The organism is Cupriavidus sp. HPC(L), assembly GCF_000307735.3.
Taxonomy (GTDB): domain Bacteria; phylum Pseudomonadota; class Gammaproteobacteria; order Burkholderiales; family Burkholderiaceae; genus Cupriavidus.
Genome location: NZ_AMPR02000185.1, coordinates 1 through 6,008, shown reverse-complemented (window position 1 = coordinate 6,008; position 6,008 = coordinate 1). Strand labels below are relative to the sequence as shown.

Annotated in this window: 6 protein-coding genes and 1 tRNA gene; 5 read left to right on the top strand and 2 right to left on the bottom strand. The window is 68.0% G+C overall.

Going from position 1 to position 6,008, the window contains the following annotated elements; translation table 11 throughout:
* Positions 1–269: 269 nt before the first annotated feature.
* Positions 270–1,949: a benzoate-CoA ligase family protein gene (locus tag B551_RS12160; RefSeq protein WP_052511348.1), complete on the bottom strand. Its 1,680-nt coding sequence runs from the start codon at positions 1,947–1,949 to the stop codon at positions 270–272.
* Positions 1,950–2,262: 313 nt separating this feature from the next.
* On the opposite strand from B551_RS12160, the gene B551_RS12155 reads away from it, so the two are divergent.
* The 4 genes from B551_RS12155 (at position 2,263) to B551_RS12140 (ending at position 4,690) form a co-directional block, all read left to right on the top strand.
* Positions 2,263–3,192: a helix-turn-helix transcriptional regulator gene (locus tag B551_RS12155; RefSeq protein WP_043439160.1), complete on the top strand. Its 930-nt coding sequence runs from the start codon at positions 2,263–2,265 to the stop codon at positions 3,190–3,192.
* Positions 3,193–3,421: 229 nt separating this feature from the next.
* Positions 3,422–3,817, top strand: coding sequence for an MbcA/ParS/Xre antitoxin family protein (locus tag B551_RS12150; protein WP_006578545.1), 396 nt, complete (start codon positions 3,422–3,424; stop codon positions 3,815–3,817).
* A complete protein-coding gene (locus tag B551_RS12145) occupies positions 3,777–4,535 on the top strand; it encodes an RES family NAD+ phosphorylase (protein WP_023264174.1) in 759 nt (252 codons plus the stop codon). Before B551_RS12150 ends, B551_RS12145 begins: the two co-directional genes overlap by 41 nt.
* Positions 4,536–4,613: 78 nt before the next feature.
* A tRNA-Met gene (locus tag B551_RS12140) sits at positions 4,614–4,690 on the top strand.
* 136 nt (positions 4,691–4,826) lie between these two features.
* On the opposite strand, the gene B551_RS12135 is transcribed toward B551_RS12140, so the two are convergent.
* The gene (locus B551_RS12135) at positions 4,827–5,207 is read right to left on the bottom strand and encodes a tautomerase family protein (protein ID WP_006578543.1); all 381 of its coding nucleotides are present in this window, start codon (positions 5,205–5,207) and stop codon (positions 4,827–4,829) included.
* Between the two features lie 83 nt (positions 5,208–5,290).
* On the opposite strand from B551_RS12135, the gene B551_RS12130 reads away from it, so the two are divergent.
* Positions 5,291–6,008: LysR family transcriptional regulator (locus B551_RS12130; RefSeq protein WP_023264173.1), on the top strand; the 718-nt coding region annotated here is incomplete at its 3' end.

Genomic DNA, 6,008 nt, shown 5'->3' with positions numbered 1-6,008 from the left:
GCCAGGCGGCGCGAGATGAAGCGATGCATGGATGTCTCCTCCTGGTGGTTCAAGCGGTTCGCTCGCTCGACGGTGCGGCGGCGCCGGCTGCCGAGGCGGTGCGGCGCCAAATTATTTTAGGTTTGAAGTTTTCGCCGTTATAAACCCCGCCATGGATGGCGTCAATGCAGTGGAACCCGGCGCCGGCCCTGCCTGGCTTGCCCCGGCCACCGGCTCGCGCCCGAGTGTAATGACGCGTGGGCCTCGGGGATATCGCGGCTTACCCTGTCTCATGGCGTGGATGGCGAAGGGATGGCGCCCGCCGTGTCCGACGCGCCCGCCGTGTCCGACGCGCCCGCCGCGTCCGACGCGGCATCGCGCGCCTGCTGCTCGCGCTGCCGCAGGCGGAAGCGCTGGATCTTGCCGGTGGCGGTCTTGGGCAGCTCGGCCACGCATTCGATCCGGCGCGGGTACTTGTACGGCGCCAGGCTGCGCTTGACGAAGGCCTGCAGCTCGGCCTCCATGCCTTCGTGCCAGGCATGGCCCGGCCGCAGCACCACGTAGGCCTTGGGCTTGACCAGGCGATCGGCATCCTCGACGCCGATCACGGCGGCCTCCAGTACCGCCGGATGCCGCGCCAGCGCCGCCTCGACCTCGAACGGCGACACGTAGATGCCGCCGACCTTCAGCATGTCGTCGCTGCGCCCGGCATAGACGTAATAGCCATCGGCATCGCACAGGTACTTGTCGCCGCTGCGGGTCCATTCGCCGACGAAGGTATCGCGGGTCTTGTCGCGATTGCCCCAGTACATCAGCGCGGCAGAGGGGCCCTTGATAAAGAGATCGCCGATCTCGCCCGCGGCGCAGGGCCGGCCGGCGTCGTCCAGCAGTTTCAGTTCGTAGCCGGGCACGGGCTTGCCCGTGGTGCCGTAGCGCACGTCGCCGGGACGATTCGACAGGAAGATATGCAGCATCTCGGTCGAGCCGATGCCGTCGAGGATGTCGCAGCCGAAATGGGCGCGGAACCGTTCGCCGATATCGCGCGGCAAGGCCTCGCCGGCCGAGGTGCAGACGCGCAGCGCGACCGCCTCGCGCGACGGCGGGTCAGGCGCGGCCAGCATGCCGGCGAACAGCGTCGGCACGCCGCAGAACACCGTCGGCCGCTGTTCGGTCAGGCGGCGGAATACCGCCTGCGGCGTCGGGCGCTCCGCCATCAGCACCGTGGTGGCGCCGACCGACAGCGGAAAGGTCAAGGCGTTGCCGAGCCCGTAGGCGAAGAACAGCTTGGCGGCGGAGAACACCACGTCGTCCTCGCGCAGGCCCAGCACCTGGCGGGCATACAGATCGGCGGTATGGAACAGGTTGCCGTGGGTATGGACGGTTCCCTTCGGCCGTCCGGTCGAACCGGACGAATAGAGCCAGAACGCCATGTGGTCGGGCCCCGTCGCGGCAGCGTGCGCGAGCGGCGTACCGCTGACGGCCAGGCCCGCCACGGTCGCCGCCGCCGGCTCCTCGCCTAGCGGTAGCCGCCCATCGGCGGGCAGCGGCGCCGCGACGATCCACAGCGGTTCGACCCCGGCGCGCTGCGCCGCCTCGCGCAAGGCCGGCAACAGCGGCGCGGAGACCACCACGGCGCGCGCGCCGCTGTGCTCCAGCATGTAGGCGTAGTCATCCACCGTCAGCAGCGTATTGACCGCCACCGGTACCACCCCGGCCAGCAGGGAGCCCAGAAACGCTACCGGAAAATCGATCGTGTCGAGCGCGCACAGCAGCAGCCGCTCCTCGGGCCGCACGTCGGCCGCCAGCAGCGCGCCGGCGAAGCCCCGGCTGCGCGCATCGAGCTCGGCAAAGGTCAGCGTGGCGGTGTCGTCGCGATAGGCCAGCTTGTCGCCCCGGCCGGCATCCAGATTGCGCGACAGCAGATCGGCGGCGGCGTTGTAACGCGCCGGCAAAGCGGTCGGGGACGTCATGTCTCACTCCTTGGGCGGCCCGAGGGCGGCCTCTTGTCGGCCGTTGGTGCGTGCGCCAGCGGCGGTTGTGGAGCGCTGATGTGGCGCTGATGTGTCGCTGATGTGGCGCTGGTCTGGCAGCTGTGTGGGGGCTTGGCTGCAGCACCTTGTCGTTGTTGATGCATTTTATTGCACATCTACTAAGATGCAAGCTCAGGAATGCACTATATGGCAGTGAAACAGGCTCGGGGTCTACCCGGAGTTTGCGGTTCGTGTGCCCTATAATGCCGCACCCAGCGCCCGTCGCTGCCCTTCCATCGAACCCATGTCCGAGATGCGCCGCGCCACCGAAGCTACTGCGCCCTTGTCCGACGCCGAGCCACGCCAGCCCGGCGAGCGCGATCCGTATCTGACCCAGCTGGGCGAGCGCATCCGTTCGCTGCGCGCGGCCCGCGGCATGTCGCGCAAGGATCTGGCGCGCGGCGCCGGCGTCTCCGAACGCTATCTCGCCAATCTGGAAACGGGTACCGGCAATGCCTCCGTGCTGCTGCTGCGCCAGGTGGCGGCGGCGCTCAACGTGCCGCTGCCGGTAGTGCTGGCCGAGGCCGACGGCGGCAACGGCGCGCGCGCCGCCGAGTTCGGCCAGCTGCTGCAATGGCTGGCGCAACTGCCGCCGGCCGATCTGGCGCGCGTGCGCGAGGCCTGCCGCAATGCGCTGGCGCCGTCGGCGCCGTTCGACGCCCGCCATCAGCGGATCGCGCTGATCGGCCTGCGCGGCGCCGGCAAATCGACGCTGGGCCGGGCATTGGCCGCCGCGCGCGAGCTGCCATTCGTCGAGCTGAACGGCGCGATCGAACAGGAGGCCGGCGCGACGCTGTCGGAAATCCATTCGCTGTACGGCCAGGCCGCTTACCGCCGCTACGAGCTGCGGGCACTGGAGCGCGTGCTGCGCGAACACGAGCGGTTGGTGCTGGCGACGCCGGGCAGCCTGGTGTCGGAGCCGGCCACCTTCAATCTGCTGCTGGCCAACTGCTACACGGTCTGGGTCAAGACCTCGCCCGAGGAGCACATGGCGCGCGTGGTCGCGCAGGGCGATATGCGGCCGATGCAGGGCAACAGCGAGGCCATGGCCGATCTGCGCCGCATCCTGCAGGCGCGCACCCCGCTCTACTCGCGGGCCGACGCCATCATCGACACCAGCGGCCAGAGTCTCGACGCCTCGCTGCAGGCGCTGCAGACGGTGCTGCAGGACGCCGGCGCCTGATTCCTGGTCGCTACGGCCGTGCGAGGCCTTCCCCGGCCGGGATCGCACTCTATTTCATCGCCGGTGGCGGCCCTGCCGGCAAGTCGTTTCGGCCTGTCCCGGGCAGCCCGGGAACGGCTTGCGAACGCCGGCTGTCGAACCGGCGTACGCAAGGAATCCCCCGCAAACGTGGTTTTCCTGCTTCCCTTGCGAAACAAGTAGCCTATAATGTTTCCAAGGAAACAGGAGCATGGCGATGCAGACCAAGCAACTTCGGCAGCAGCTTCCCGTCGGCGCCCCGGATGCCGGGGCGACCCTGACCAAGGCCGTGATGCGCGCGGCCGGCTTCCTCGGAATCAGCCAGGCCGTGGTCGCCAGCGTGCTCGGCATCAGCACGGCTTCCGTCTCGCGCATGGCTTCCGGCCATTACGTACTGGACAACCACCGCAAGGAATGGGAGTTCGGCGTGCTGTTCGTGCGGCTGTTCCGCTCCCTCGACGCCATCCTCGGACATGGCGACCAGGCCCGGCTGTGGCTGGCCAATGACAACCTCGCGCTGGGCGGCAAGCCGCTCGAACTGATCCGCACTACCGAAGGCCTCGTTCGTGTCGTTCACTACCTGGACGCCACCCGCGGTCGCATCTGAGCGCAAGCCGTTTGCGCTCACGTTGTGGCGGGCGGTGGAAGCCCAGCATGTGGTTTCCACGATGCCGCTGGTCGACAGCCTCGAAGAGCAGGCTGTGCTGGAAGCCGTGCTCGATGCCGGCAAGCCGGCAGTCCCCTCCTACGCCCGCCATCTTCACTATCTGCTGTTCACGCCGTTCCGCTATCCGCCGTCGCCGTGGGGCTCGCGCTTTCGCGCGGCCCACGATCCCGGCGTGTTCTATGGCGCGGACGAGATCCGCACCGCCTGCGCGGAACTGGGCTACTGGCGCTGGCGCTTCCTGCGCGACAGCCCCGCGCTGCCGCGCATCGATGCGCGCGCGCAGACGTTGTTCCAGGTCGGCGTGCGTACAGAAGGCGTTGCGCTGGACGAGGCGCCGTTCGCACGCGACGCCGCGCAATGGCAGGACCCGGTGCACTACGACGGCTGCCAGGCCTTTGCCCGTGTCGCGCGCGAGGCCGGACTCGGGCTGATCCGCTACCGCTCGGTGCGCGATCCCGGCCAGGGCCACTGCGCCGCAGTGCTGACGCCGCTGGCCTTCTCCGCGCCGGCGCCGCTGGTCACCACCACCTGGATGCTGACGGTGCGGCCCGACCGCGTGATCTGGCAACGGGACGATCTGCTGCAACGCGAGAATTTCGAGTTCGAGGCGGCGATGTGGGAACGCCCGAACGGCAATGCGGCGCCCGTGACCGCTTGAAATGCGGCACGCGATACTTTGGTCAAAGCTGCTGTTGCATTGCGAAAGCGTTTGCCATATAATCACTTCTTCGACGGACGCGGGGTGGAGCAGTCTGGCAGCTCGTCGGGCTCATAACCCGAAGGTCGCAGGTTCAAATCCTGCCCCCGCAACCAACCGATCGAAGCCGGCGACAGCGTCGCAAGAATCCACCGCCCCCGAGGCGGTTTTTTTACGCCCTTCGCTTGCCCCTCGCCCTCAAGGTCCTGCCCCCTCGGGCACGTTACCGCCGGCGCCCTTGCCGCAAGCGGCTCAGGCGTATTGCGCGAGCCCGTGGCCCAATGACCAGTTCTCCTTCGCCACCTCGACCAGGCTGACGAACACATCCTCCGGCCGGATACCGGGGCGATCGCCGAGCAAGTCGGCGGTGCGCCGGAACAGCGCCTTCTTCTGCTCCAACGTGCGCGTGTTGTTGGCCGTGATCTGGATGAAGACCAGGTCGTCGCTGCGCGCGACGCCGAGATAGGACGCGCCATAGCGAAAGTTCGCCGGCTCATGCTCGGTGATGGTCATGAATTGATCGTCTTCGGGCACATTGAACGTTTCCCGCAGTGCGCGATAGACGCTATCGAAGATGGCCTGGCGATATGCGTCCGGCTTTCCGGCACGCATCGCGATATGGACGAGCGGCATGGCGGCTCCCTGGTGGTTGTCGTGCTGCCATCCTATTTATTTCGCTATGCTATGGACAGTTATTTCATCAATAAGAGATTGAAATGAATAGCCGGCCTCTGGATCTCGATGCCGTCCAGGCCTTTGTCCGCATCGCCGAACTTGGCAGCTTCACGCTGGCCGCCGAAGCGATGCAAACCACGCAGGCCGCGGTCAGCCTGAAACTGAAACGGCTGGAAGACAGGCTGGGCTTCCGGCTGATCGAGCGCACGCCCCGCTACGTCGAGCTTTCTGCGAGCGGAGCGGCCTTTCTGGAACACGCCCGCGAACTGCTGGAAGCGCACGATCGCGCGTTGTCGGCTCTGGCCGGCGGGCGCCAGCGGCTGACCATCGGCATCAGCGACCATGTCGCCGGCCCCGAGCTGCCCACGCTGATCGCCCGCATGAATGCCCAGGATCCGGAGTTGCTGATCGAGATCCGCATCGGTTCGTCGGGCGAACTGCTGCAGAGCTTCGACCGCCGCGAACTCGATACGGTGATCGTCCGGCTGCATGCGGGGCGCAGCGACGGGCAAGTGCTGGCCGAAGAGAAATTCGGCTGGTTCGCCGCACCGGGCTGGCAGCATCGGGCAGACGAGCCGCTGCCGCTTGCCACGCTGGCCGAGCCGTGCGGCGTGCGCGCGATGGCGGCGCAGTGCCTCGATGCGGCAGCCGTGCCCTGGCAGGAGATCTTCGTCGGCGGCGGCGTCGCGGCCGTGGCCGCGGCGGTGATGGCGGGGCTGGGCGTGGCAGCGCTGGCGCCGCGCATGCTTCCGTTCGGCG